Genomic DNA, 25,190 nt, shown 5'->3' with positions numbered 1-25,190 from the left:
CCAATATCAACAAATCTTTTACACACAGGCAATAATTTGTGCATTTTGTGTATGAAAAAAGGCGCTTTCGCGCCTTTCCTTCGTCTCGATGATCAACCTTCTATCGAGTTACACCACTTGAATGGTGACTTCATGCTCTTTCGCGAATGATTCGATCTCTTTTGGTGGTGTTTGGTCGGTAATGATTAAGTCGACATCGGCGAGTGTACCGAGTTTCACCATCGCGTTACGACCAAATTTACTGTGGTCAACAGCAAGAAACACACTACGGCTATTTTCGATAATCGCACGTTTTACTCGCACTTCATGGTAGTCGAAATCCAGAAGTGAACCGTCGTAATCAATGCCACTAATGCCTAAAATGCCGAAATCCAAACGAAACTGTGAGATAAAATCCAGAGTAGCTTCACCGGTAACTCCACCATCTTTGTTACGCACTTCTCCGCCCGCAAGAATAATACTGAAATCAGGCTTACTCATTAGCATGGTCGCAACGTTTAAGTTGTTGGTGACCACCCGCAGCTGGTGGTGATTGACCATCAATGCGCGTGCTATCGCTTCTGGTGTTGTGCCGATATCAATAAACAGTGTTGCACCATCAGGAATATGTTCCACTAAAGCGGCAGCGACTTTTTCTTTTTCATCTTGATAAGAAACTTGACGAGTATGGTATGAGGAGTTTTCAGAACTGGTGGCAATCGTTGCACCACCGTGGTTGCGGCGCAATTTATTGGCATCGGCAAGTTCGTTGAGATCGCGGCGTATGGTTTGTGGGCTGACATCAAATCGATCCACCAGCTCTTCTGTACTGACAAACCCTTGGGCTTGAACTAATTCAATGATTTCTTGATGGCGCTTAACTGCTTTCACCGGGATATCCTTATGATTTGAACTGTCCTCAGTGTACGGAGTGATTGCCTGATTTCAAATCTTGGTTTGCGTTTTCTTACGTTTTCTTTTCGTTTTTAATCTTTTTTCACAAAAACGAAAAGAAATGCCTCCTAGGTGTGTGAGTTAGTTTGTGGATTGACGATAGATACAGCAGCGGTTGCGCCCACTGCGTTTTGCTTTATAGAGTGCTTGGTCTGAACGTCGATAAATATCCGCAATATCATGATCTTCGTGATGTAAGCTAGAAACGCCCGCGCACAGATAGATATGCTCTTGTTGATCGAAGAAAGGTTGCTCAGCGAAACGTTGGCGGATCTGCTCTGCTAATGCGAAAGCCGTTTCTACATCGGTATTCTCTAGCACTATGATGAATTCCTCGCCGCCCACGCGGCCACAGAAATGGTGCTCTGATATCACGTGATGGAAGAGTCTAGCGAGGAAACACAACACCTCATCACCTTTATCGTGACCAAATTGGTCATTGATCAGTTTGAAGTTATCAATATCGATAGAGATGCAGCTTAAGGGCTGTTTTGAGTTTTTTGCGCGAGTGAAGGCTGAACGAAAATCCGCCCATAATTTACGCCGATTGCACAACTGAGTTAAAGAGTCGGTATTGGCGAGTTGGTAGAGCTGTTCACGCAGCTCTACAATGTCAGTGATATCGGTCGAGACACCGATTAACCCGATAACTTCACCGGTCAGGCGGTGCAAAATGGGGTGTTTTACTGCTCGGTAGACCCGTACTAGCCCATTTGACTTAGCCGTGGCACGTTCTTCATGAATGACGGATGAGCGCGTTTCAAAGACATGCTGATCGGCGGCTAAGATATCGCTGAGTTGGTCATCAAAGAAAAAATCATGGTCAGTTTTGCCAATCAAAGAGGATTCGTCGGTATTGAACAACTCTAAAGTGAGAGGATTTGCGTAGAGATATTCTCCGCGACGATTTTTGACAAAAACATATACGCCCAGCTCATTGAGCACAATCTCGTGCAAGGTGAACTGCTGGTTATCAAAAAGCTCTTCAATACTATTAAGTTCAATCATAGGCTCACCTCTGCATTCCCAACCTCACTCAAGTCATTAGAGGTTAAGGATCGGGGAACCTAGCCAATCTTTACTTTTATAACGTCTTGCGACGTGTTTCTTATTCTTTAAAGATAGCGTGTTGAGCGCTGTTTTGCGCGTGAAAATGCTCGCTTTTATACTTGTGTCACTTTTTCGACGCCGTCATCATTACGGCGCTGAATTTTGAGTTGTGAAAGTGCCACACCACTGATCACCAATAACCCGCCAACCAGATGATAAGGTTGTACTTTCTCGCCCAATAGAGTGGCGGCCAATGAAACTGAAAACACAGGTAACAGATTCATAAACATGGCAGTGGAGTCCGCACCAATCGCGTTAATCGCTTTAACCCACATCCAAGGTGCCAGTAGTGAAGCTGCGATTCCTGCGTAGGCAATTAAAGAGAGTGAACCCTCGGTTGGGAGTAGATGATCACTGGTTAACCAGAGTGGTGTGAGCATCAATACGGCACAAACACCTTGTAAATAAATTAAAGTCCAGTTGCTAAAGGGCATTTCCCAGCGTTTGAGGAGCACGCAGTACAAGGCATAGACTAATGCCGCCATTACCATCAAAGCATCACCTTCGGTAACACTTTGATGTAAGAAAAACAGTGGGTTGCCTTCTCCTAGCATGTAAGCAAGGCCACACAATGAAAGTACACCACCGACAATACTGAGTGCCGAAATAGGTTTGTTGAGTAGCGGTAAACTAATGAAAACACTCATCAAGGGAACAAAAGAGGTGATCAGTGACATATTGGTGGCAGTCGTGGTCAGCCCCGCGTAATAACCGAGAGACTGGTTAAGTACCATTCCGAGTAAAGCCAAAAATGCCAGTTTGCTTAAGTTGTGCTTAACCACTGCCCACTGGCGAATGGCGCTAGGTAAGCAGAAAGGGGTGAGAATCACCATGGCTAATAACCAGCGATAAAAACTCATCGCGCTTGGCTCAATGGTGGCTGCGGCAAGTTTGTTAACAATGGAGTTGCCACCCCAAATCAGCACTGTTAAAAATGGCAAAAGATAAATCATGTGAGCCTCGTCGCAATTTGTTTCTCTGGATATAGTGTGGCAGGTCTTTATAATTACAACTATCTCTAAAAAGACATTGCGAGCGATAGGAAGACAAGATTGAAAAAACGCACTCGTCACCTCCATCCTTCATTATCCATTGAACACCCACCTTCCGAGGTGTTTATGAATTTTGAAGCCTTTTTATCCAATACGGAAACTCGCGAGCACAGCCATGCTTGGGGACAAGTGCAGCTGATATCGGGAGGGATTTTGGAAATGGAAGCGGAGGATACGCGCTTTCTGGCGCCTCCTCACCTAGCCATTTGGGTTCCAGCGGGGATCCGTCATCGAAGCTACAATCGTAAACCCATCGAATATTGCTCGCTGAATATTGCCTCTAATTTGACCTCGGCGTTTCCTGCTAAAACCAGTTTAATTAAGGTAACGTCGATTGTTTCGGCAATTATTGATGATTTTAGAGAACGCAACATCAATGTTGCGCACAGCTGTGAAGATAAGCGATTAGTGCAAGTGTTGCTCGATCAACTGGCGACTCGCGAAACTCAGCACCACTTTCTTCCTTCGACGAATCACAAACATTTAGCGCCGATTTTGGCTTCAGTGGAAGAAAATCCAACCGATAACACGACATTGCAGCAGTGGGCAGAGAAGGTTCATACCACGGAGCGAACGCTAGCGCGCCATTGTCAGGCAGAATTGGGTATGAGCTTTACTGAATGGCGGCTTCGGGTGCGTTATCTTTATTCGATGGAATTGTTACGCCAAGGCCATGCCGTAAAAGAGGTGGCACTAACACTCGGCTATAACCAAGCCAGTCCATTTATTACCATGTTTAAAAAATACTCCGGGCTGACCCCGGAGCAATATAAAAGCCGATTACTCGCCTAGCACCGTCTGCTCATTGACGAGCACATAGTCGAGCGCGCCAACAATGGCCGCGACCTGTGCATCATTGCAGTTTTGTGCGCTCACTTTGGGGCTATCTGGGTAGACCTCGGTAGTGGTGCCGTAAGCACAATCAGTCATGCCGCCACACAAGCCCAGTTCTCTCATTGGATAGAGGATGACGCCATCTGCGACCACGGGTGAGCCAATGATCTCGTTTTTGTCATCTGCAGGGGCGATATGCGTCACGCGGCGTACCGAATTAATCACTGCATGCTGAAAGTCAAGCTGAGGGTTTTCAGTATCTCCGACTGTGTAAAAACCATCCGGAATGGTTCCTGCAAGGTAGTTTTTACCATCGCGTGCCGCTAGGGCGGGACGAAACTCAGATTCATCTGTATCGGTCGTTTCGTGCAGATCTATATGCAGCAAAATAGGCTCGTGCTCCGCAACCATCGCCATCAATAAGGCGGCCTCTTGTGCCGGACTGTTTTGTATAAAAGAACGGTTAGGGTCGATGGCATCTGGATTCCAGCGATTAATGGTTTCGTAACCCCAAGGGCTCACGCAAGGGGCTGCAAGCAGATTGAAGTGAGCTAAATAAGGCTCTGCGGCTGTCGCTAAAAATTGCAGCGCACCGTGCACCCCACTGGTTTCGTAACCATGTACACCGCCTGTGATCAAGACTGTTGGTTTGGTGGCATCCCAGTTGCGACTTTTTACCACATACAACGGGTAGCGAGCGGGATCGAAAGAAAGGGCACCGTAAGTGCTGATCTCAAAGCGATCTTGCAGTGCCAAAATTTTTGGCACGACTTCTTGTTGGTATTCGCGTTGGATATGGCGTTGTGCGAGCCATGCTTGGCGTTCTGTGGCTTGCCAAGGTTGCCCCGGCACACCGATAGGGTAAACAGATGACATTCTAGTTCTCAGTCTTTGATCGAGTTGCAAAAGAGTAAGGCTTTGATAACGCCTGAGCAACAAAATTTTAAAGCTGCAGAATAGCCAATGAAATGAGGAAAAGTAACAGAATGAATATAAGCAAACAGAAATAGTGAATTATTTTTTTGTTTGGTACTTACAAAATTAATTAATGAATACTAAATTCACCGATTTCAGCTCCCATGTCAGAGAGTATTTTTCCTGTCTGATTTATTTCACAGAAATTAAAGTAAATTGGATAATGATTGGAGTTAATTCTTGGCAAAATATGACGCTGTAAAATGTCACTATTTAATTGATGAATATGAGCTGACCAGCGGAGATTATTTTGCAGAAGATGGAATTCGATTTTTATCATGAGTTAAAGTTTCTTGTTGATGAGATTTCTCTCGTAATAGTTGATACCAGTGTCGCTGGCGGGAAGTTCTTCGAGACATATTTTACTCGTTGTGATGAATTAAAAAGAAGTAATGGGGAAAAGTAGTCAGGTATTGCTGAGTGGTTAAAGCGTGGCACACATGGGCACCACGCAGAAGTAGGCTTACAGCGTAACTACGTTAGACGCTTGTGGGCCTTTCTTACCTTGTTCAACCGTGAAACTAACACGTTGACCTTCAGTCAAAGTTTTAAAACCTTCTGACTGGATAGAATTAAAGTGAACAAACACATCGTTGCCACCGTTATCTTGAGTAAGAAAACCAAAACCTTTAGTTTCGTTGAACCATTTTACAGAACCAGTCATTTTATTAGACATAGAGACCTCTAGAGATAATATTTACAATGATTTATTAGGGCTTAAAACAGAAGCTATTATATGGATTATAAAGGAGAAGCTATCACAGAGGTTGAACGAAGGGTATCGAAAAAAGACTGAGGTAAAACTTGAACTAAATTTCATTAATAGCTCATTTGTTTGAGCTGTAGATGAGTATACATGGAAAAAACAAGATGACTAGGATTATTTTATGAACTCGTCAAATATTTTATTTTTTAGCGAGATTGAACAGTGTAAATCACCATGAAGCACGTGGCAGAACAAGGTTGTTTTGTCTACACTCCCAACATGGAAAATGTTGAATGAACGAACCTAATGAGTGTTGCAAAGAATACATTTCCCCTCTCTGAATTAATGATTTCGCTGACTACGGCTCTCGATATGACAGAAGGACAGCCACCAGAACACTGTATTCGGTGTTGTTGGATTGGTATGCATGTCGGGATGCAATTAGAACTCACAGAATCTGACCTTCATGACCTATTTTTCACTCTATTGCTGAAAGATGCCGGTTGTAGCAGTAATGCCGCGCGGATTTGTGAGCTGTATGCCACCGATGATCTGACGTTTAAACGGCGTTATAAAACGGTAGGGACCAGCCTTTCCAGTGTGATCAACTTTATTGTGAAAAACACCGGCTCAGAGCAAAGTTGGACGGAACGTATTTTAACCACAATAGATATTTTGAAAAATGGCAATGATTATGCGCAAGAGCTCATTCAAACCCGTTGTACTCGTGGTGCGGATGTGGCACGAGAGCTGAGATTTAGCGAGGCGGTGGCTCAGGGCATACATTCATTGGATGAACACTGGAATGGTCAAGGGCGACCAGAGCAGTTGAAAGGGGAATCTATTTCACTTTTTTCGCGTATTGCGTTATTGGCACAAGTGTTTGATGTCTTTCAAGTTGAACATGATTTGGAGGAAGCGGTGCAAGAGATCGCCGCACGCAGCGAAGTGTGGTTTGACCCGCACTTGGTCGAGATTATCGAGCAGTTGGTGGATAACCCACGCTTTGTGGCGGGTCTTCAGTCTCCAGACATCAGCTTACGGGTGATGAACCTGCCTCCGGCTCAAGCGCATTTACCTCTGGATGATGAGTATTTGGAATGCATAGTGACGGCATTTGGGAAAATCGTCGATGCGAAAAGTCCATATACCGCTGGGCACAGCGAGAGAGTCGCGGTGTACACAGATTTAATCGCACGGCAACTGACCATCTCTGATACTGATAGAGCTTGGTTACGACGCGCAGCACTGTTGCACGACATTGGTAAGTTAGGGGTAAGTAACGCGATTTTAGATAAACCAGGTAAGTTAAATGATGTGGAATGGCAAGCTGTGCAAGCTCATGCGGCATTCACCGAGCAGATTTTGCAAAAGCTGTCACCTTTCAAAACCCTCGCGCGGATGGCGGGCGCACATCATGAAAAATTGGATGGTACGGGTTACCCTCGGGGTGTTAACGGCGATGAAATCAGTTTGATGACTCGCATAATCACAACAGCCGATATTTTCGATGCCCTCAGTGCTGAGCGTCCCTATCGCGCGGCTATGCCTATTGATAAAGCACTCGCCATTATGGAGGAAAACCTCCATACCGCGATTGATCCAGAATGTTTTGCCGCTTTGAAAAAGGCATTAAATCTGTTGCCCGATGAATATACTCAACTACCACACTCTTCAGATAAGACCTAACAAGGCTTAGATCTCGTTTGGCGTGGGTCATATTCTCATTGCTGAATTTCCTTCAGCCGTTCGTTAATGTTACATTTTGTCACGATTTCAACCATGAATAAGAGAGAAGATGTATGGCAGGCGCAAGCTTATTGACCCTACTCGATGATATTGCGACGGTACTGGATGATGTGGCTGTGATGTCGAAAATGGCCGCAAAAAAGACGGCGGGTGTGCTGGGGGATGACTTAGCGCTCAATGCGCAGCAAGTCTCTGGCGTGGCAGCAGAACGCGAAATTCCGGTGGTGTGGGCGGTCGCCAAAGGTTCGTTTCGCAATAAGCTGATTTTGGTTCCGGCAGCACTCATCATCAGCTCCATCGCTCCTTGGTTGATCATGCCTTTGCTGCTACTCGGTGGTTTATTTCTCTGCTTTGAAGGCGCAGAGAAGATCCTCGAAAAATGGCTGCATCCAGTACCCAAGCAGGATGCCGAACAACGCGCTGCCGCTATGATGACTGAGGGTTTAGAAACCGAAAGCTTGGCGACAGAAAGTGTGGCTGAGTACGAAAAGCGTAAAATTGGTGGTGCGATCCGCACCGATTTTATTCTGTCGGCAGAAATCATTGTGATCGCTCTCGGTACCGTGCAGGGGCAATCCATGCTCACGCAAATTCTGGTGGTTAGCTTGATAGCCGTCATCATGACGATCGGTGTGTATGGTTTAGTGGCGGGTATCGTCAAGTTGGATGATTTGGGTTTTTACCTACAACGCCAATCCAAAGGCCAAGGACTCAAAGCCAGTTTGGGAGGTGTGCTAGTGCGTTTTGCGCCCCAATTGATGAAAGGGCTGACGGTCGTTGGAACTGCGGCGATGTTTTTAGTCGGTGGCGGGATTGTGGTACATAACGTGCCTACGGTGCATCATTCTCTTGAACCGATGCTTAATGCTGTCCATGCATGGCCAGCGGTGGGGGCGCTGATGCCAACCCTGATGAATGGTGTGATTGGCGTGGTAGCTGGCTGCCTGTCAGTGGCGGTGATGGAAGTGTGGCACAAACTTCGCGGTTAATTCTCCCGCCTAGCTGTCGCTCCAAGTCGTTTGGAGAATCTCCGGTTTATTGGCAGCGACAGCGGTGTTGGCTACAACATGAAGTAGGGTATCCGTAAAATTCTCGTTGTTATTTTCGGGAAGGCAAATAAACTAGCGGCTTTTGTTTTTCGGCGGTCGATATTATGCAGTGTGAGTTCTTTATTCAAAAACGGTGTACCTCTTGCCACCAGTGTGCGCAGCCGTATTCACAGCAAGTTGAGAATAAAGATCAGCAGTTGCGTGAGTTGATTGTGCCAGCCACGGATGTGCAGTGGTTACCCCCTGTCACCAGTGCTGATACCGCGTTTCGCAATAAAGCCAAAATGGTGGTGCTCGGTGCGGCTCACGCGCCGATTTTAGGCATTGAAGATGCGCAAGGTCAGCCTTTGTCACTAGTGACTTGCCCGCTTTATCCGCAGCCGATGCAAGAGCTGCTCGCTTATCTGGAAAACTGGATCCGCATCGCGGGTATTCCGCCGTATAACAAGCTGAAGAAAAAAGGTGAACTGAAGTTTATTTTGCTCACCCGCAGTGAAAACAGCGGTCAATATATGTTGCGTTTTGTAGCGCGCAGCCATGCGGTACTTGAGCGAATTGAACGCAATTTGCCGACATTGATCGCGGCTTTCCCGACGATCGAAGTGGTTTCCGTTAATATCCAGCCGGTGCATATGGCGCGTCTAGAAGGCGAAGAGGAAATTTTCCTCACCGAAACGCAAAGCCTGCTTGAACAGTTCAACGATGTGCCTATGGTGATCCGCCCGAAAAGCTTTTTCCAAACCAACCCCAAAGTGGCTGAGCAGCTATACGCGACCGCGCGTGCTTGGGTGCGTGAGATTGCGCCAACGCAAATGTGGGATCTGTTTTGTGGTGTTGGTGGCTTTGCGCTGCATTGCGCCGCGCCAGACACCGCTGTGACGGGCATTGAAATTGAACCAGAAGCGATTGCCAGTGCGCAACGTTCGGCGCAAATGATGGGGATTGATAATCTTAGTTTTGCGGCGCTCGATTCTGCCAAGTTTTCGCAAAGCCAGATGAGTGCGCCAGAGTTAGTGTTGGTCAATCCTCCACGTCGTGGTTTGGGCAGTGAACTGACCACGCAGTTGGAAGCACTCGCGCCAAAACACATTCTTTATTCCAGTTGTAACCCGCATACCATGGTCAAAGATATCGCTGAGCTCGCCAGTTACCAAATGATTCGCGTGCAGTGGTTTGATATGTTCCCGCATACGGATCATGCCGAAGTGCTGACCCTGTTGGTCAGAAAAGAGCACTAGAAATGGAAAAGGAGAAGCGAACCTCTCCTTTTGTGCATCTGAACTGAATTTACTTCACTGTCCATTCGATGTTTTCACCGGCGCGGATTGGCACCACGATATCGCTGCCAAACGGCATGCTTTCCGCGACTGGCCAGGCTTGCTTGGTGAGCGTGACGGTCTCTTGATTGCGAGGTAGGCCGTAGAAATCAGGGCCATTAAAGCTAGCGAACGCTTCCAGATTTTCTAGCTTACCTTCTTTTTCAAACACTTCGGCATACAACTCAAGAGCCGCATGGGCGGTGTAAGAGCCTGCGCAGCCACAAGCGGCTTCTTTGCGGCCTTTGGCGTGCGGGGCAGAGTCCGTGCCGAGGAAGAATTTCTTGCTACCAGAGGTTGCCGCTGCCACTAACGCGTGTTGGTGGGTGGCACGTTTTAGAATCGGTAAGCAGTAGAAATGTGGGCGAATGCCACCAACCAGCATGTGGTTGCGGTTAAACAGCAAATGGTGAGCAGTAATGGTGGCGGCAACGTTAGCACCAGCTTGCTGAACAAAGGTCACTGCCTCAGCGGTGGTGATGTGTTCCAGCACGATCTTGAGCTGCGGGAAATCGGCCACGATCGGCGCTAATACAGTGTCGAGAAACACTTTTTCGCGGTCAAAAATATCGATCTCATGAGTGGTCACTTCACCGTGTACCAGAAGCAACATGCCGACTTCCTGCATCGCTTGCAGAACAGGGTAAATGTTTTTGGCTGAAGTTACGCCTGAATCCGAGTTGGTGGTCGCACCGGCTGGGTAAAGCTTAGCTGCAACGACTTTACCTGACGCTTTGGCTTTGCGAATTTCCTCAGGTGAAGTGTTATCGGTGAGGTAAAGCGCCATCAAAGGTTCAAAGTGCGCTTGTGGCTGAGCGGCCATAATACGCTCACGATAGGCTAAGGCCATCTCGCTGGTGGTTACAGGGGGAACAGTATTCGGCATGATCAGTGCGCGGCCGTTATAACGGCTGATGTCGCGTACAGTATCGGCCAGTACATCGCCATCGCGAAGGTGAACGTGCCAGTCGTCTGGGCGTGTAATCGTCAGTGTTGTCATTGAGTGCTCCCACCATGAATGCATGAAATGATTGGAGCCTAAAGCGTCGCGCAAACGCTTCCGCTTAGGCGACAGGATGATAGTGGAAAGTGTAATCCATTTCACGTGTTATTTGTCTTGGTCTGTTTTGCCCTTGGTATCTGAATAGAAGCCAGAACCCTGATTTGTAACAACGTGTTAGTCTGAAGTGACAATTTGTTCTATGATGTTGCGCAAATAACTCCGTCGTACTCGAAGCTGCAACAGTTTTGGCTAGATTCTTCCATCCCAATCATAGCGTTTGTCTATGCTCACGGGGATGCGCTCTGTGGCCGCTTAGCGGCAAATCCAAGAAATTTGGGTATGACAACAACCAAAGGAAGCACCATGTCGTCTGGACTCTTATCTCAAATCAATGTCTTTCCGGTCAAATCGTTAGGCGGGCTGGCGCTATCGTCCGCTTGGGTAGAAAAGCAAGGCTTAACCTTTGATCGCCGTTTTATGCTGGCACTGTCTGACGGAAGCATGGTGACGGCGCGTAAATTTCCGCAAATGGTGCTGATCAAAACCGCGCTGCGTCATGATGGTGTGCTGTTTTCTGCACAAGGTCATCCCTCGCTTACCATCCGTTATGCAGATTTCAAGTTGCAACCGGTACCCGCGCAAGTTTGGGCGGATAATTTCACCGCGTACACCACCACCGATGAAGCAGACGATTGGTTTAGTACGGTATTGGGGATTCGTGTTGAGCTCTTATACAGCGGCGAGCAATCCAATCGTGTACGTGAAAAAGTGGGTCACAATGTCAGCTTTGCCGATGGCTATCCGTTGTTGGTGATCAGCCAAGCTTCACTTGATGAGCTGAATCGTCGCAGCCCTGAGTTTCATTCGATGGATCAATTTCGTACCAATTTGGTCGTTTCTGGGACAGAGCACTTTGCTGAAGACAGTTGGAAGCGTATCAGGATCGGCGAAGTGGAGTTTGAAGCCGTCAAACCTTGCGAACGCTGCATTTTAACCACGGTTGAAGTGAAGAAAGGAGCATTTAGACCAACCAAAGAGCCGCTGCGTACTCTCTCACAATTTCGTGCTAATGAGCGCGGTGGTGTGTTTTTCGGGCAAAACTTGGTTGCCAAGAATGAAGGAATGATTCGAGCGGGCGATCCGATTGAAGTGTTGGAATACAAAGAGAAAGAGGTTTATGCAGACCAAGGGGTCAGCCACTTCACACTGACGTGTGTTGAGCGCGAAGAGATCGCTCGTGATTTTGTGACCTTCTGGCTAGAACCTACCCAAGGCATCGCTACCCAGTATTTGCCGGGGCAACATCTGCCGATTGAAATGGTGATTGAGGGTGAGCCTGTGCAGCGCTACTACACGCTTTCCTCTAGCCCATCGCGTCCGGGACGTTTGGCGATTTCGGTAAAACGCATTGACGGTGGTCGAGTCTCTAACTGGTTACAAGATCATTTGCAGATTGGTACGACCTTGACCGCGCAGCATCCGGCGGGTCATTTCCATCTGGATACTACAGCTCCACAACCACTACTGCTGCTTTCGGCGGGCAGTGGTGTTACGCCCATGTTGTCTATGCTGCGTTATCTGGCTGACCATAAGCAAGTGGATGATGTGGTGTTTTATCATCAATGCCGCAGTGAGCAAGACATTCCTTGTCGAGCGGAACTGGATGCATTGGCAAAACAACATGCTGGGCTGACGCTCATCTATGCGTTAACCCAACCGTCGCCGCAGTGGCAAGGTGAGCATGGCCGTTTAGCTTTGTCGCACATTAAGCGCATTCCTGATCTTCCCGCTCGCCAAGTATTTGTGTGTGGCCCAGATGGTTTTATGCAGAAAGCCAAGAATTTGCTGCTTAAACAAGGGGTAGCGGAATCGGCTTATCATCAAGAGGCCTTTGGTGCGGTACAAGTTGCACCGCGAGAAAAGAAAGATGTAACACTCAGTTTCAATGGCATTCAAGTCTCTGCGGATAATCAGAAAACCTTGCTTGAGCATGCTGAAGATGCGGGTGTGAAAATACCCAATAGCTGCCGTGCGGGCATTTGTGGTGCGTGTAAAGTGACCGTGAAATCTGGTCTTGTTCAGCAGCCGAACGTCCCTGCTTTAGCGGATCATGAACGCGCAATGGGAATGGCCTTAGCGTGCTGCGCGATGCCAGATACCGATGTAGATGTCGAGTTTTAACCGCTCTTGTTCGACCACATAAAAAAACCTCCCGTTGGGAGGTTTTTGTTTATTGTCTAGGGTTACACTTTGAATTTATTCAAAATCGCATCTTGTTCGCGGATATTTTCGGTTTGGATTTGCATTGACATATTCGCTTCATCCGCCGAGGTGGCGACTTGATCCGACAAATCTTTAATTTTCACTGTGTTGTTGTTGATTTCTTCCGCCACTAGGCTTTGTTCTTCCGCCGCAGAAGCGATTTGAATATTCATATCGCTGATCTGTTGAATGGCATAACGGATTTTTTCCAGAGCGGCATTCGCGCCTTGTGCTTGGTTGACTGCGCTGGTGGCCGTATCTTTACTGTGGCTCATGGCAACCGCAACCGCATTGGCTCCAGATTGCAGTTTCTCAATCATATTGCGAATTTCAGTCGTGGACTGTTGAGTACGCTGTGCCAGAGTACGAACTTCATCGGCAACCACCGCAAAGCCGCGGCCAGATTCACCGGCTCGCGCCGCTTCAATCGCTGCGTTGAGCGCCAGTAAGTTGGTTTGATCCGCGATGTCGTTAATCACTTTCAGCACCGTTTCAATATTGGCTGTCGCGCTTTCGAGCACTTTCACATCGTCCACGGCAGCATCGATGGTGGCCGAAAGGGTATCGATCGCTTTGGTGGTTTTGGTGACCACGTCGGTTCCCGATGCGGCGGCTTCATCGGCTTCTTTTGCCGCAGAAGCGGCGCCTTGCGCATTATTGGCGACATCTGATGAAGTAGTGGCCATTTCATGCATTGCCGTAGCAAGTTGTTCCAACTCATGAAGCTGAGAACGCATCGCTTCTGCCGATTGATGTAAGGTCGTTGATGTGGACTCTGAGCCGCGTAAAATCTCCGCACCAATCGCTTTGGATTGAATCAACTGTTTCTGTAAGTTGCCAGTAAAGGTATTGAAACCCACAGCGAGTTTGGCGAACTCTTCATCGGTATTCGTGCTTAGACGCTGTGTTAGATCCCCTTCGCCAGAAGCGACATTTTGAATGGCATCATTGAGTGCATCCAATGGGCGCATCAGTATGCGGATCACAAACAGTAAGATGAAGACGCTGATAACTAGAGCAATACCGGTAAAGATGAAGGCACTGTTTCTTAATTTCGCCAGGGAAGCGTAGGCAATTTCTTCATCAATCACGACACCCACATACCAATTCTCACCTTCTACCGCGGAGAAGCTGACTGTGTAGGGTTTGCCGTTCATCATCACTTGGTGTGGTACGGTATTGATTTTGGTTTCACCCAAGAACTCGTTCATCGGCTTGCCGTTGAACTCTTTTTTCGGGTGGGCAATGGTGGTGCCATCGGCGGAAATGATAAACACGTACCCTGCATTAAACAGATGAACCTCATTCACCAGCTCAGCCAGTTCCGCCAAACTCACATCATAGAAAATCGCACCCACAAATGTGCCGTTATCTTTGACTGGAGTTGCGATGGAAACCAGAATTTCACCTGAAGCTGAATCGGCATAAGGGGCGGTAATGACCAGTTTTCCTGCATCTTTCGCATCTTTGTACCAAGGGCGAACACGAGGATCCCAGGTTGGGCCAGGGTTCCAACTTGGGTCGTTGTTGATATTGGAACCGTCTTTTTCAAATCCGAGACCCGCCAACAAGAAGGTGTTCTTAATGATAGGTTGGGTTATAACGGTGCGGATACGATCAGGAGACAGATCGCTTTCAATCATACTCGTCGAATAAGAGGCGAGTTTTTTACGCCCCTCGATGACGGAGGCGGTGGTTTTACTTACCCCGTCAACAATCTCATCCACACTTTCTGAAACCATCTTCATGATTTCTCCGCGAACGGTTATGTATTGGCTTCCAGAAAGTAGCGCAATAGTAGCAAGCAGAAGTACAGACGACGCAGCAACAATTTTATGGCTGAATTTCATCGTGATTCCTTTCATAACTATGGGTTATTGTTATTAATAAATTTATAGTTATGTTTCTGCACTTCAGCCAGTGGGAGCTCACACTTTTGTGTTGTGTTTGTGATAATTGTTTGATTTATATTGGAATATATTCTGTGCAATCGCGCACTTATAACGCGCGTCCTAGAATAAGTTGGCAAAGTTGCTGGTATTGTTCTGCGCTATTGGCAAACAGCTGTTCAATAATGCTGTGAGTTTGTGCTCCAGACTGGGAGCGTTTGAGCGCTTCACGCACCAGTAACACCACATGCTGTTCTTTGCTGACAGTCGCATGCGCTTGCGGTTGCCATTCCGCGATGGCTTGGGTGAGTGGCGACATCTTCAGTTTGGGGTCACCAGTGGTCAGCTCAAGCATGAGTAATTGGGTGAGATGAGTAAATGCCGGGTGGTGGCGTTCACAACTTTGTAAGCGATGCAGTAGCGCAAGTGCAAGCTCGGAGCATTTGATCAATCCGGCATTGTGCGGGAAGCGAGTGTTTAAGCGCAGTGAAAAATCAACGCGAGTGATTTGAGTATCAGGAAAAAATGTGAGGCCACACAAGCAGTCGAAAGGAATCCAAAGCGTTTGTCCGCGTTCCACGGCATACTCGTGTTTCCCGAGTCGACAGAGCAATAAACCTTGCTCAACGCGGATCAGGCTGTATTTTAGCGTACGTTTACGTGCCGTTACCTCAAGGTAGGGATAATGGCGCGTTTCAGACTGAATAGCGTAGTTCATAAGATGCCTCGGGAATTTTAAGGGCGCTAAGATTAACGCTTATCGCATCAAAAGCCAATTCCCGTGATTGGGATGACGTAACTCTGGTCTGACCTTAGACATCCTTGCTGATAGCATGGCTAAGTATGCGTAGAATAGGCCAGCTTTTTATCTGATGTACAAACCTATGACCTCAACAACTGATCCTTATATTGATATTCGTCCTTACAATGATGACGAGATTCCGGCTGCACTCTCTCGTCTGATCAATGACCAAGAGTTTATCTCGGCGATTTTACAGCATCGTTTCAAACATCATTCCGCTTGGCTGCGTACCTTAATGGCACCGCTAGTGAAACTGTACCTTAAACGGAAATGGGCGAAGCTAGACAGCGTCGAAGCCATTCAACTTGAGGTGAAAAAATATCTAGACCAAACGCTGGAACAGACCACTCAAGGGGTGAGCTACAGTGGTTTGGAAAAGCTGAGCAAAGATGAGGCTTACCTATTTATTTGTAACCACCGTGACATTGCAATGGATCCTGCTCTAGTTAACTACGGTTTACATATGGCAGGCCACCGCACCGTACGGATTGCGATTGGCGATAACTTGCTGAAAAAACCGTGTGCTACAGAACTGATGCGCTTGAATAAAAGCTTTATTGTGAAACGCTCGGCGAAAGGTCCACGTGAAATGATGAAAGCACTGGGCACGCTCTCGGGTTACATTAAGCATTCACTGGATACTGGGCATTCTATTTGGATCGCACAGAAAGAGGGGCGAGCCAAAGACGGCAACGACCAGACTGATCCTGCGATCTTGAAAATGTTTCACGTGGAAGGACGTCGTCAAAAAATAGAGTTTGCGGATTACATGCGCTCTTTGAAGATTGTGCCTGTATCGATCTCGTATGAAAACGATCCTTGTGACATCGCGAAAGCTTGTGAATTGTATGAGAAAGCGACACAAGGCCGTTATGAAAAAGGTGAATTCGAAGATATCGAAAGCATCATTCAAGGCATTGTGGGTGATAAAGGCCGTATCCATGTCGCGTTTGGTGACGTGATCGCACAGCCTTTCGCAACCCCAGAAGCGTTAGCGCAAGAGATCGACAGGCAGATCCACCAAAACTACGTGTTGTATCCAATCAACCGTTTAGCGGCGGGGCAGAGTGATAAAGACATCAGTGATGAGGTTCGCACTGTGCTAAAAGCAAAATTAGCGCACCTGCCTGAGGGGGCGCATCAATACTTGCTCGATGCGTATGCAAACCCTGTCCGTAATCATATTGCGCCCGAAAAGGCATGATGGTTTGACGATGAACACAAAGAGGAGCCTTTGCTCCTCTTTTTTGTGAGCAATATACCCAACCACTTAACGGGCGACAGCGCCACCCAGTGTGAGTTGGGTAGGCCATTTGCTGATTTGGTTGCCACCTAGGAAAATATTGCCGTTGACCGTCATCGTATTGGGGAACTGAGTAATTTTTGAACCCCCAATATACAAATTCCCTTCAATTACCACCCCATCTGGCAGTTCAGTCAGCGGAGTACGAATCACACTTAAATCCCCTTTCACCGTCAACCGTGGTGGCAAGTTCGTTAGTGGAGTGTCGGTCAAATTAAGGTATCCCCCGACGGTTATTCCCGCAGGCCAAGATTGGATTTTAGTACCAAGTAAATTGGCATAACCTTTGATTTTGGTTCCGCGAGGAATTTTTTCTAACAAACTGTTTGAAGCATCAAGACTGCCATCGATCATGATCCCTTTCGGCAGGGATTTCATGGCAGTTTTGGCGATATTGAGATTGCCTTTGATATGAAAGTTATCAGGCAGAGAAGTGTAAGGTTTGCCACGTAAATCAAGGTTGCCATAGTTATCCAAATGATTGAGCACCATGTATAGGTCAAGGGCAATCGCGTGTGAGTAACCAGCAATCAGTGCAAAAGAGAGCGTGATAATACGGAATATCATTGATGACGGTTCATTCTAGATAACGAGTCTGGCAAGTATAAACAGTATCTTTGAGAGGGGGATACGCTTTATCTAGAATATGATCGATTTCTTGCGCGGGTAAACAAAAGCGGGCATAAAGCCCGCTTCGGATTGTACTGTGCTCTTAGCGAGCTAACGCACGAGTTTTCAGTTCAAAAATCAGCTTTTCAGCACTGACTTCAAATTTAAAACGCGCGTGTAACTCAGTGGCATCGCTCTCTGCTGGTGCAACTTCATATTCCACGTTGGCGCACACTTGTTTTGCTAGGGCAACGTACTCAGCCAGTTTTCCTTCCAGATGTGCTTTATCGGAGCCAAATAAAGAAACTTCAGCGACATCGTCACCTTCACGAATGATAAAGCCGATTTCGCCTGCACAACCACAAGCTTCACATACTTCATTTTCGACACAGGTTTGGTTACTCATACCCTAATCCTCTTACTAATAATGTGGCCATTTTAGTCTTCTCTCCTTGCTTATGCCACAAAAATGGTCTGTGGCACGGTGAGAAATTTAGAGAGGAATATGTGGCCATATTTTTCATCAACAAACACTTTGTTGGTACGTTCAATGGCGGACTTATGTGATCTTCTCCGGTAATTTGGAGTTCCAAGTGTCGGAAAATTGTCAGAATTTCGACCAGTTCATTGTCACGCTCAATAGTTTGTTGGATTATTTGCCAACCAAAATATGATTTAGTGTGATGATCGACTTGGACAAGTGACCTTGTTCAAAAAACTAACAAAGGCTTATGCAAAAGAGTGAATTCACTTATCGAGTGACTAGTATTGAAAGGGCAAGTCAAACGGTGATCGACTCGCTCCCTCTTTGCCTTCGCCACGATCATTTGAAAAATAACTATTGAGTTTCCTTGCTGTAAAAACAGACAAAGAATTGACGTTAGAAAAGAGCCTGACCATGCCTAAGCGTAGTAAAGAAGATACTGAAGTGACGATTCAGACGATTATGGATGCGGTTGTCGACCAGTTGCTTCGACTGGGTTATGACAAGATGTCTTACACCACACTCAGTCAGCAAACCGGAGTTTCACGAACGGGGATCAGCCATCATTTCCCTAAGAAAACCGATTTTGCTTCTGCTCTTGATGGGCGGATTTTTAAGATGTTCATGGAATACCTCGATTTCGAGCATGATATCGGTGCATTTCGTGCCAGTTGGTTAGCCGCTATGGAGAAATCAGAGTTTGTGGCGATTTTGCGCCTCTTATTTCACCATATTGTGACCGCTGAACGTGCTCATGATTTCGCCCATAAAGGGGTGAGCCGCCTGTATAAAATGGCGGAAGAGAAGTTTGGTCAAGAGAGTCAAAAAGAAGTGGAATGGCTGCTTGGTCGTTCTCTGGTTAGCATGGTGAACTGAACCCGTTCACACCAACCCACCGACTTATCTCATATAAATATGAAACCGCTAAGCGTTCTGCTTAGCGGCTCAGTTTAGCTTGATGCGTTACTCGAAACGTCATCAAATTCTGCTTGTCTCGCGTTTCAATACCTTGGTTGGCTATTTGAACGAAAGAGTCTTTAACGGAGATTAGGCCGGATAAACCATCGGGAAATCGCGGGTGGGGTGGGGTGCCACGAGAGCGTGATAGCCATAAACTTGTGCAATACGTTCTGATGTGAGAGCTTGCCAAGGTGCGGCATCACACACAATCTTTCCTTGGTGGAGCAAGATCAGACGATCGGCATATTGCGCTGCAAGATTCAGGTCATGCAATACGACTACCACGGCACAGGCCTCTTCATCGGCTAACTGACGAGCGAGTTGGAGTGTATTGTGCTGGTGTGCCAGATCGAGTGCCGAGGTTGGTTCATCCAGCATCAAAATACGTTGTTCACCGGCTTGGTGAAGTTGAGTTAACACACGTGCCAAATGCAAACGTTGTTTTTCACCGCCAGAAAGTGCCGGGTAGAGACTACTGGCAAGATGCAACACCTCGGTCTTTTGCATGTAATGCCTCGCCACTTTCTCTACTTCCTTACGAGGTAAGTTGAGAGGTATCGCGCCAAGTTCAACGACTTCTTGGGCGGTGAACGGAAAACTCAGCGAGCTTTGTTGAGGCAAGATGCCTAAATGGGTCGCCAGCTTTTCCGCAGGCCAATCCTGAGCTGGAATACCAAAATAATTCAGCGAACCTGCACCTCTCATTTCTCCACAGAGTAGTTTGAGTAAGGTGCTTTTCCCTGCTCCGTTTGGGCCAAGTAATGCCGCGACTTCACCACGGCGTAAAGTGATATCGACATGGTCGAGTACCGAACGTGAACCATAAGCCACACAAAGGTCAGAGCCTTGAATTGCAATTGTGTGCATCAGAAAATGCGACCTTTTTGTTGAAATAACAGATATAAAAAGAAAGGCGCCCCAACCAGTGCGGTGACAATACCAATCGGTAATTCGGCAGGAGCCACCGCCACGCGCGTGACCATGTCGGCGAGAGTTAACATCAGCGCGCCAAGCAGCGTCGATATGGGGATCAAGTTGCGATGATCGGGTCCAACTAACATTCGACCAATATGCGGTACCACTAAGCCTACAAAGCCAATCATTCCTGCTGCACTAACCGCAACCCCGACCCCCATTGCCGACAAGATAATCATCTCGCGCTTGAGTTTTTGTACTGGTACACCCAGATGACGCGCTTCTGCTTCACCAAGGAGTAGGGCGTTGAGTGCCATGGCTCGCCAACGAAAATAACCAAACAAAATGAATAACGTGATGCCACTGAGCACAATGCTGGATGTGCTCGCTCCGGCCATGGACCCCATCGACCAGAGTGTTAAATCACGTAGCATTTGATCACTGGCTAAATAGTTGAGATAGCCAATTCCTGCACCGGCAAGAGCTGAGATTGCCACCCCCGCAAGTAGCATGATGGTCACTGAGGTACCAAATTTCGAGGTGCCAAGACGATAGACTAATACGGTGGTTACTGCGCCTCCGAGAAAGGCGGCGAGAGGTAATACTAAACCATTTAACCAAGGGAACTCGAACGTTAATTCGCTCAATAAAACGATAGCGAGCGCGGCACCGAGTGACGCACCTGAAGAGACACCAATAATTCCAGGTTCCGCTAACGGGTTACGAAATAATCCCTGCATGGCAGTGCCGCAGAGCGCCAGAATAGCGCCGACCAGTAAACACAGCAGTGTTCGCGGTAAACGAATATCGTGAATCACCAAATGAACGGCGCCCGCGAGCTGATCGGAACGAAAAAGTAAGCTTTGAATACTGTCGGTGATGGTGATGTTCATTGGGCCAACGGTAATGGAGTAGAGCCCAGAAAACAGCACCGCCAATAGCAGAAAACTTGTGGTGATGACAATAGAGAATGGTCTTAACACTGGGAGCCTCAAGGGTAAAGCAGGTCTTGAATACGTTTTGCTTCTTGTAAACTTTTCAATCCCAATCCCCCGACGAGGGCATGGCCATCAATCGCTACGATGTTTTTGTTCTTGCCGGCAGGCGTGGCGGCCAACATAGGAACCGCTTTCAATACGGCCTCTGTTCCGCCCAGCTTTTCTAAGCTACGGCCGCTGACCAAGACCATATCCGGTTGCATTTCAATCATCGATTCCATTGAAAGCGGTTTGTAAGAAACGATCATCTCTGCTGGATTTTGAGCGCCAGCCAAGCGAATTATCGTGTCTGGTACGGTATTGCTGCCCGCTACATTCGCTGCCCGTCCTTCGTGCAGTAGTAAAAACAAAACCTTTTTCGCAGTAGTAGGCTGTTTAGCTTGCAAGGCGGTGATCTGTTGCTGCACGGTTTCTTTTAAATGCTGTGTCGTGACATCATCGGTTTTCGTGAGCTGAGCAATGTGATCAATACGGTTCAATAAGCCTTGCGCCGTAGCCTCACTATTAATGATATTCACTTGGATGCCAGCACTACGCAGTTGTTGCAATGCCGTTTCTGGCCCCATCTCATCAGAACCGATCAATTGAGTTGGGTTTAAAGCCAGTAAACCTTCCGCCGCTAGACGACGGTGATAACCGATCGTTGGCAGGCTAAGTGAATCTGGAACTTCGCTAGTCACATCTACGGCGACCAACTGTTTTTCTGCTCCTAGGGCGAGCATCAGCTCAGTGACGGCGCTGCCAGCACTGACGATTCTTTCTTGAGCCACGCTGATACCCGATGTACAGCAGGCCAGCAACACAACGAAGGATTGAGTAAGTTTCATCTTGTTTCCATTAAGAGTGAGGAGTATCCGTCAGCAACTGAGTTGCTGGAATGCCATGTTCTTGTAAAAAGCTCAGCAGTTTGACCAACTGTTGAACTTCTGCACGTTGATCGGCAGCAATCACTATAGGTCGTTGATTGCTTTGTACGGTTTCAAGCAGCGCCAATGAGAAATTGTGCCAATCAAGGTAGGTTTTTCCATCGATCGCCCAATAAGGCTCTGTTGCTAAGATATTGATAGTAATAGACTCTTTATTCACATCGCTCACCACTGGAGAATCCGTCGTAGGCAGGGCGACGTCCAAAGATTCCAAACGTACGGAAGCCGTCAGCAACAAAAACACCATCACGATGAAAATGATGTCGAGCAACGGGGTGAGATCAGGCGTTAGCCCGAAATCAGCAGGTTTGGTGGAAGATTTAATCATTGTTTTCCACCGTTAAAATTTGGGGATAGACCACGGATATCGAAGCATTGGTATGGAGGGTCATGCCTTCTAGCCAAAGGTTGACGTAATTCAATGAGTGTTCCAGTTTGGCCATAGTTCGATCCGCCCACAGATTGAGCAATTGAGCCCCCGCCACGGCTGGTACGGCTATCATCAAACCGGCTGCGGTGGTGTACATTGCAATGCCTAAGCCATCTGCCAAAACATTCGGGGTAATGCTGCCTGTCGTGGCGGCAACGCCTTTAAACATGTCAATCAAGCCAAGAACGGTACCCAACAAGCCGAGCAAAGGGCTGATCACGCCGATCAGCGTCAATAACCGTAGACCAGAATTAAACTGATGGCGCTGTTCTTGTAGCCAGATGCCTGCGGCATCTTCACGCAGGGATTTTTCAAACTGGTGATGAGCCAGAAGCATGGCAACGCCACGATAAAGTACAGGACGTTTCCCCGTGAAATGTTTGGTCAATTCTGCAAGTTGTGTGGGGTTGTTGGGTGAAACGGCGTCCAGCGCTTGGCGAATTGCACCTTTACCTACGGTTAAACTAAGTAGCACTTGGAAAAGGCGCTCAGCCAGTAGCATCACGGTTAATGCTGAACAAATGAAAAGTGGCCACGCCATTAGGCCGAGTTGTTGTTGGAGTTGTTGTAACGATTCCATTAGCCTTCCAATTTGAAACGAACAGGGATATGAACACGATGTGCAACAGGCACACCATCGAGAACGCGTGGAGAAAACTTCCATTGTTTAATCGCTTCGAGAGCGGATTGATCCAAAATTGCGGTGCCTGATGAGGTGAGCAGTTGTTGTTTGATCTGATTACCTTGCTCATCAAGCCAGATTTCATACATCACCGTACCTTCGATCCCCCTCTTTTGTGCAATTCGAGGGTAACGAGGTTGTACTGGCGTGGTCACAAAAGCGGGTTTGTCGACCAAAATAGGCTGACTGCTGACCCCTTGGCTCGCGGTGGTCGGTTTCGCCTGCGTTGGCTCGCTTTTGGGCTCATTCACGGATGTGTCGAGCTTTTCGGTATTGGTTTTGCTCACTGGAGCTTGTTTTGCTTGCGCTGCAGGAACGGGTTTTTTCACCACTTTGGGTTTAGGCGTGGGTTTGGTCTTTTCGATTTTCGGTTTGGCTGGCGCCGGTTTTACCTGCTCTTCAGGTGGCACTGGTTGGCTGGTGACCGGCTCGGCAGGGGCAGAAGGTTTGGGCATCGCGACCAGATTAATCGAAACCGATGGATTTGGATTTCCAGCAGGCATAGCAAACACTTGGGCTTCATCCGTCGTGATAAGCAATACAGCATGAAAAGCGATAGAAAGCCCCCCTGCAATAACATACCTCTTCAGATTCACGTCTTCCTTCCTTACTGATCAATGGTGCCATTTCCATACCGAATGGCAAATTCATACTGTCGTGAGAGCGAAGAGACGAGCGTGCTCTCATCGCCTAGCTCATTGAGTCACTATTATTATCTTATATTCAAATAATATCAATTATCAATTGCATTATCATTAGCATCATTTTATGATTTTGCCTCTATCAGATGGAATGAAGCGCAACCCTTATCACATGGGTGTTAGCGAGAGAAATAGTATGTTGATGTTAGATAGTTTTGATGAATCGATTGTGGGGGCAGATACGTCAGATCCGCTGCGTTTTGCTTTCAAAAATAAGCATTCTGCTCACGCGGGGGGCAGTGTGAGCCCAGTTGCTGCACATGAACAAGCGCAGGTTTGGCAACAAATTACGCAATCGACCAGTCTGCGCCAACATGCTCGTTGCCTATACATCCATGTGCCTTTTTGTCGAGTACGCTGTACTTTCTGTAATTTTTTTCAAAATGCGGCCAGCCGTCAGTTGGTTGATGCGTATTTTGCAGCGCTATTGGTCGAGATTAAGCAAAAAGCGGCGTTGCCATGGACGCAAACAGGCGTTTTTCATGCAGTTTATATTGGCGGAGGAACACCTACGGAGCTGTCTCCACAGCAAATTCGTACGCTAGGTAAGGCGATTCGTGATTCATTCCCACTATCGACCGATTGTGAAATTACCCTAGAAGGCCGCATTCATCGCTTCAGTGATGAAATGTTTGAGCAAGCCCTGGAAGGGGGCTTCAATCGCTTCTCGTTTGGAGTACAGAGTTTTAATACTCAGGTTCGCCGTCGAGCCAAACGCTTGGACGATCGTGAAGTGGTGATGGAACGAATTGCCTCTTTAGCCGCGACACAGCAAGCGCCTATCGTCATTGATCTGCTGTATGGGCTGCCATACCAAACGGCACAAGTGTTTGAACAAGACTTGCAAGATTTCATGCAAACTGGTGCACAAGGTATTGATTTGTATCAGCTTGTCGTTGGCGGTAGCGCGCCGATGCTCAATCTGGTTGAAAAAGGTAAATTACCACCGCCAGCCACCACACCCGATAAAGCCACCTTGTATCAAATCGGGGCGGAGTTTATGGCCAAGCATCATTTGCGCCCTTTGAGCGTCAATCATTGGACGCGTGATAACCGTGAGCGGAGCCTATACAACAGTTTGGCAAAAACGTACGCCGAAGTTTTACCGATAGGTTGCGGAGCGGGGGGGAACCTCGGTGGTTACTCTTTAATGCAACATCGCCAACTTTCTACTTATCTTGAGGCAATGCAAAATGGCCAATCTGTCGTCGCTATGATGGCTCGCCAACACAGCTATGAGCCAGTCTTTGCTGCCTTAAAATCGGGTTTTGATTCTGGTGTGGTGGCCAAATCTCGCTTGCCGTCCTGCAATCAGCGCCCCACGTTTGACTGGCTAAAACCGCTCTTTGTTCGTTGGCAGGCGTTAGGCTTAGTGGAACTCGATCAAGAATATTTAACTCTTACTATGGCAGGCCGTTTTTGGTCAGTGAGTTTGGCGCAAGCTTGCATTCACGTTCTCATTCACTCGTACCAAGATCAACAGCAGCGTATCGCATAACTAG

General features: G+C 47.5%; 24 protein-coding genes. 8 read left to right on the top strand and 16 right to left on the bottom strand.

Going from position 1 to position 25,190, the window contains the following annotated elements; genetic code table 11:
* Window positions 1-108: 108 nt before the first annotated feature.
* The 3 genes from MKA69_RS17970 to MKA69_RS17960 form a co-directional block, all read right to left on the bottom strand.
* Entirely contained in the window at window positions 109-870 is a 762-nt protein-coding gene (locus MKA69_RS17970) for a DeoR/GlpR family transcriptional regulator (RefSeq protein WP_000648854.1), read from the bottom strand.
* A 144-nt stretch (window positions 871-1,014) separates the two neighbouring features.
* Window positions 1,015-1,941 (bottom strand): GGDEF domain-containing protein, encoded by a 927-nt coding sequence (locus tag MKA69_RS17965; protein ID WP_000571605.1) that lies wholly within the window; start codon window positions 1,939-1,941, stop codon window positions 1,015-1,017.
* Between the two features lie 155 nt (window positions 1,942-2,096).
* Window positions 2,097-2,996, bottom strand: coding sequence for a DMT family transporter (locus tag MKA69_RS17960; RefSeq protein WP_305848615.1), 900 nt, complete (start codon window positions 2,994-2,996; stop codon window positions 2,097-2,099).
* A gap of 99 nt (window positions 2,997-3,095) precedes the next feature.
* Here MKA69_RS17960 and MKA69_RS17955 point away from each other — a divergent pair, with 99 nt between their 5' ends.
* Window positions 3,096-3,887 carry a helix-turn-helix domain-containing protein gene (locus MKA69_RS17955; protein WP_000747483.1) on the top strand — a complete coding sequence of 264 codons (792 nt, stop codon included), beginning with the start codon at window positions 3,096-3,098 and terminating at the stop codon, window positions 3,885-3,887.
* Here MKA69_RS17955 and MKA69_RS17950 read toward each other — a convergent pair.
* Together MKA69_RS17950 and MKA69_RS17945 are read right to left on the bottom strand one after the other, a co-directional pair.
* Window positions 3,876-4,805 (bottom strand): M14 family metallocarboxypeptidase, encoded by a 930-nt coding sequence (locus tag MKA69_RS17950; RefSeq protein WP_305848614.1) that lies wholly within the window; start codon window positions 4,803-4,805, stop codon window positions 3,876-3,878. The genes MKA69_RS17955 and MKA69_RS17950 overlap by 12 nt on opposite strands.
* A gap of 562 nt (window positions 4,806-5,367) precedes the next feature.
* Entirely contained in the window at window positions 5,368-5,580 is a 213-nt protein-coding gene (locus MKA69_RS17945; protein ID WP_000066499.1) for a cold-shock protein, read from the bottom strand.
* Between the two features lie 336 nt (window positions 5,581-5,916).
* Here MKA69_RS17945 and MKA69_RS17940 point away from each other — a divergent pair, with 336 nt between their 5' ends.
* The 3 genes from MKA69_RS17940 to rlmC all read left to right on the top strand — a co-directional run bounded on the left by MKA69_RS17940 (window position 5,917) and on the right by rlmC (window position 9,646).
* Window positions 5,917-7,299 carry an HD-GYP domain-containing protein gene (locus tag MKA69_RS17940; RefSeq protein ID WP_305848613.1) on the top strand — a complete coding sequence of 461 codons (1,383 nt, stop codon included), beginning with the start codon at window positions 5,917-5,919 and terminating at the stop codon, window positions 7,297-7,299.
* A 113-nt stretch (window positions 7,300-7,412) separates the two neighbouring features.
* Complete coding sequence (locus MKA69_RS17935; RefSeq protein WP_305848612.1) at window positions 7,413-8,348, top strand: DUF808 domain-containing protein; 936 nt, start codon at window positions 7,413-7,415, stop codon at window positions 8,346-8,348.
* A gap of 164 nt (window positions 8,349-8,512) precedes the next feature.
* Window positions 8,513-9,646 (top strand): 23S rRNA (uracil(747)-C(5))-methyltransferase RlmC, encoded by a 1,134-nt coding sequence (gene rlmC / locus MKA69_RS17930; RefSeq protein ID WP_305848611.1) that lies wholly within the window; start codon window positions 8,513-8,515, stop codon window positions 9,644-9,646.
* 49 nt (window positions 9,647-9,695) lie between these two features.
* On the opposite strand, the gene pyrC is transcribed toward rlmC, so the two are convergent.
* Window positions 9,696-10,724: a dihydroorotase gene (gene pyrC / locus MKA69_RS17925; protein WP_305848610.1), complete on the bottom strand. Its 1,029-nt coding sequence runs from the start codon at window positions 10,722-10,724 to the stop codon at window positions 9,696-9,698.
* A 366-nt stretch (window positions 10,725-11,090) separates the two neighbouring features.
* Here pyrC and MKA69_RS17920 point away from each other — a divergent pair, with 366 nt between their 5' ends.
* The gene (locus MKA69_RS17920; protein ID WP_305848609.1) at window positions 11,091-12,908 is read left to right on the top strand and encodes a hybrid-cluster NAD(P)-dependent oxidoreductase; all 1,818 of its coding nucleotides are present in this window, start codon (window positions 11,091-11,093) and stop codon (window positions 12,906-12,908) included.
* Between the two features lie 62 nt (window positions 12,909-12,970).
* Here MKA69_RS17920 and MKA69_RS17915 read toward each other — a convergent pair whose 3' ends face one another.
* Window positions 12,971-14,839, bottom strand: coding sequence for a methyl-accepting chemotaxis protein (locus MKA69_RS17915; RefSeq protein WP_055035322.1), 1,869 nt, complete (start codon window positions 14,837-14,839; stop codon window positions 12,971-12,973).
* Between the two features lie 148 nt (window positions 14,840-14,987).
* On the bottom strand, window positions 14,988-15,596 hold the full coding sequence (locus MKA69_RS17910; protein ID WP_134818180.1) for an AraC family transcriptional regulator: 609 nt from the start codon (window positions 15,594-15,596) through the stop codon (window positions 14,988-14,990).
* Window positions 15,597-15,762: 166 nt separating this feature from the next.
* Here MKA69_RS17910 and MKA69_RS17905 point away from each other — a divergent pair, with 166 nt between their 5' ends.
* Entirely contained in the window at window positions 15,763-16,884 is a 1,122-nt protein-coding gene (locus tag MKA69_RS17905; RefSeq protein WP_055030157.1) for a 1-acyl-sn-glycerol-3-phosphate acyltransferase, read from the top strand.
* 66 nt (window positions 16,885-16,950) lie between these two features.
* On the opposite strand, the gene MKA69_RS17900 is transcribed toward MKA69_RS17905, so the two are convergent.
* Together MKA69_RS17900 and MKA69_RS17895 are read right to left on the bottom strand one after the other, a co-directional pair.
* Window positions 16,951-17,550, bottom strand: coding sequence for a hypothetical protein (locus tag MKA69_RS17900; protein WP_055044030.1), 600 nt, complete (start codon window positions 17,548-17,550; stop codon window positions 16,951-16,953).
* A gap of 145 nt (window positions 17,551-17,695) precedes the next feature.
* Window positions 17,696-17,998: a YfcZ/YiiS family protein gene (locus MKA69_RS17895; protein WP_055027347.1), complete on the bottom strand. Its 303-nt coding sequence runs from the start codon at window positions 17,996-17,998 to the stop codon at window positions 17,696-17,698.
* 492 nt (window positions 17,999-18,490) lie between these two features.
* Here MKA69_RS17895 and MKA69_RS17890 point away from each other — a divergent pair, with 492 nt between their 5' ends.
* The gene (locus MKA69_RS17890; RefSeq protein WP_001126284.1) at window positions 18,491-18,952 is read left to right on the top strand and encodes a TetR family transcriptional regulator; all 462 of its coding nucleotides are present in this window, start codon (window positions 18,491-18,493) and stop codon (window positions 18,950-18,952) included.
* Between the two features lie 171 nt (window positions 18,953-19,123).
* Here MKA69_RS17890 and MKA69_RS17885 read toward each other — a convergent pair whose 3' ends face one another.
* The 6 genes from MKA69_RS17885 to MKA69_RS17860 all read right to left on the bottom strand — a co-directional run bounded on the left by MKA69_RS17885 (window position 19,124) and on the right by MKA69_RS17860 (window position 23,583).
* Window positions 19,124-19,903 carry a heme ABC transporter ATP-binding protein gene (locus tag MKA69_RS17885; RefSeq protein ID WP_305848608.1) on the bottom strand — a complete coding sequence of 260 codons (780 nt, stop codon included), beginning with the start codon at window positions 19,901-19,903 and terminating at the stop codon, window positions 19,124-19,126.
* Window positions 19,903-20,844, bottom strand: coding sequence for a FecCD family ABC transporter permease (locus MKA69_RS17880; protein WP_371131886.1), 942 nt, complete (start codon window positions 20,842-20,844; stop codon window positions 19,903-19,905). Before MKA69_RS17880 ends, MKA69_RS17885 begins: the two co-directional genes overlap by 1 nt.
* Window positions 20,845-20,942: 98 nt before the next feature.
* Entirely contained in the window at window positions 20,943-21,776 is an 834-nt protein-coding gene (locus tag MKA69_RS17875; RefSeq protein ID WP_000779341.1) for a hemin ABC transporter substrate-binding protein, read from the bottom strand.
* Between the two features lie 10 nt (window positions 21,777-21,786).
* On the bottom strand, window positions 21,787-22,203 hold the full coding sequence (locus MKA69_RS17870) for a biopolymer transporter ExbD (protein ID WP_000597694.1): 417 nt from the start codon (window positions 22,201-22,203) through the stop codon (window positions 21,787-21,789).
* The gene (locus MKA69_RS17865) at window positions 22,196-22,885 is read right to left on the bottom strand and encodes a MotA/TolQ/ExbB proton channel family protein (RefSeq protein ID WP_055030160.1); all 690 of its coding nucleotides are present in this window, start codon (window positions 22,883-22,885) and stop codon (window positions 22,196-22,198) included. The genes MKA69_RS17870 and MKA69_RS17865 overlap by 8 nt, the downstream gene beginning before the upstream one ends.
* Window positions 22,885-23,583 (bottom strand): energy transducer TonB, encoded by a 699-nt coding sequence (locus MKA69_RS17860; RefSeq protein ID WP_001050156.1) that lies wholly within the window; start codon window positions 23,581-23,583, stop codon window positions 22,885-22,887. The genes MKA69_RS17865 and MKA69_RS17860 overlap by 1 nt, the downstream gene beginning before the upstream one ends.
* Window positions 23,584-23,824: 241 nt before the next feature.
* Between MKA69_RS17860 and hutW the strand changes: the two genes are divergently transcribed.
* Window positions 23,825-25,186: a heme anaerobic degradation radical SAM methyltransferase ChuW/HutW gene (hutW, locus tag MKA69_RS17855; RefSeq protein WP_305848607.1), complete on the top strand. Its 1,362-nt coding sequence runs from the start codon at window positions 23,825-23,827 to the stop codon at window positions 25,184-25,186.
* The last annotated feature ends 4 nt before the right edge of the window (window positions 25,187-25,190 follow it).

Origin of the sequence: Vibrio sp. AH4, from assembly GCF_030710545.1 — a bacterium.
GTDB lineage: Bacteria > Pseudomonadota > Gammaproteobacteria > Enterobacterales > Vibrionaceae > Vibrio > Vibrio metoecus.
Note: the sequence above shows the minus strand (reverse complement) of the source record. Positions and strands in the feature narration are given on the sequence as shown.